The organism is Vibrio sp. 704, from assembly GCF_033339295.1.
In genome coordinates this window covers 1-738 of sequence record NZ_JAWOUH010000388.1, presented here as the reverse complement: position 1 = coordinate 738, position 738 = coordinate 1, and the positions used below count along the sequence as shown (strand labels likewise).

At 49.7% G+C, this 738-nt stretch carries 1 protein-coding gene; it reads right to left on the bottom strand.

Annotated elements, in window-relative coordinates:
• A partial coding sequence (locus tag R7R24_RS26640) for an efflux RND transporter permease subunit (protein WP_318120107.1) occupies positions 1–738 on the bottom strand: 738 nt, incomplete at both ends.

The following is a 738-nucleotide window of genomic DNA, read 5'->3' as shown; positions in this document are numbered from 1 at the left end:
CGCAAGCGGTACAGACCAGCTTTCATACAACGCAGCAAGTACTAGGAACACGACCAAAATGGACAACGCGTACAACATTGGAGCTTGGTTGCCGGACAAACGCTCTTCATAAGAGATGCCGTTCCAGTTCACCGTAAAGCCTTCTGGTAACTGCTCAACCATCGCTTCAATCTCAGCCATTGCTTCACCCGTACTGACACCTGGATCAGCGCCACCTTGAATGTTCATCGCGGCTAGGCCATTAAAGCGTTGAAGCTGCGGTGAACCATACGTCCATTCACCACTTGCAAACGCCGAGAACGGCACCATTTCACCTTGCGCATTACGTACATACCACGAGTTAAAATCTTCTGGCTGCATACGGAACTCTGCGTCACTTTGCACCATCACTTTTTTAACGCGACCACGGTCAATGTAGTCGTTGATATACGCTCCACCCCAAGCGGCGGATAGGATTTGGTTCACGTCGTTGATGCTGACATCCAGCGCGCGCAATTTAACGTGATCTACATGCACTTGGTACATTGGCGCATCAGATTGGCCATTCGGACGAACACCAACTAGTTTTGGATTCTGCGCTGCCATTCCCAGTAATTGCCCTTGTGCGGCAACTAATGCTTCGTGACCAAGGCTCAGGGAGTCTTGTAGATAGAAATCAAAACCCGTTGCGTTACCCAACTCTTGGATGGCAGGAGGTGCAAACGCAAATACCATGGCTTCTTTGATGGTTGAGAAGTA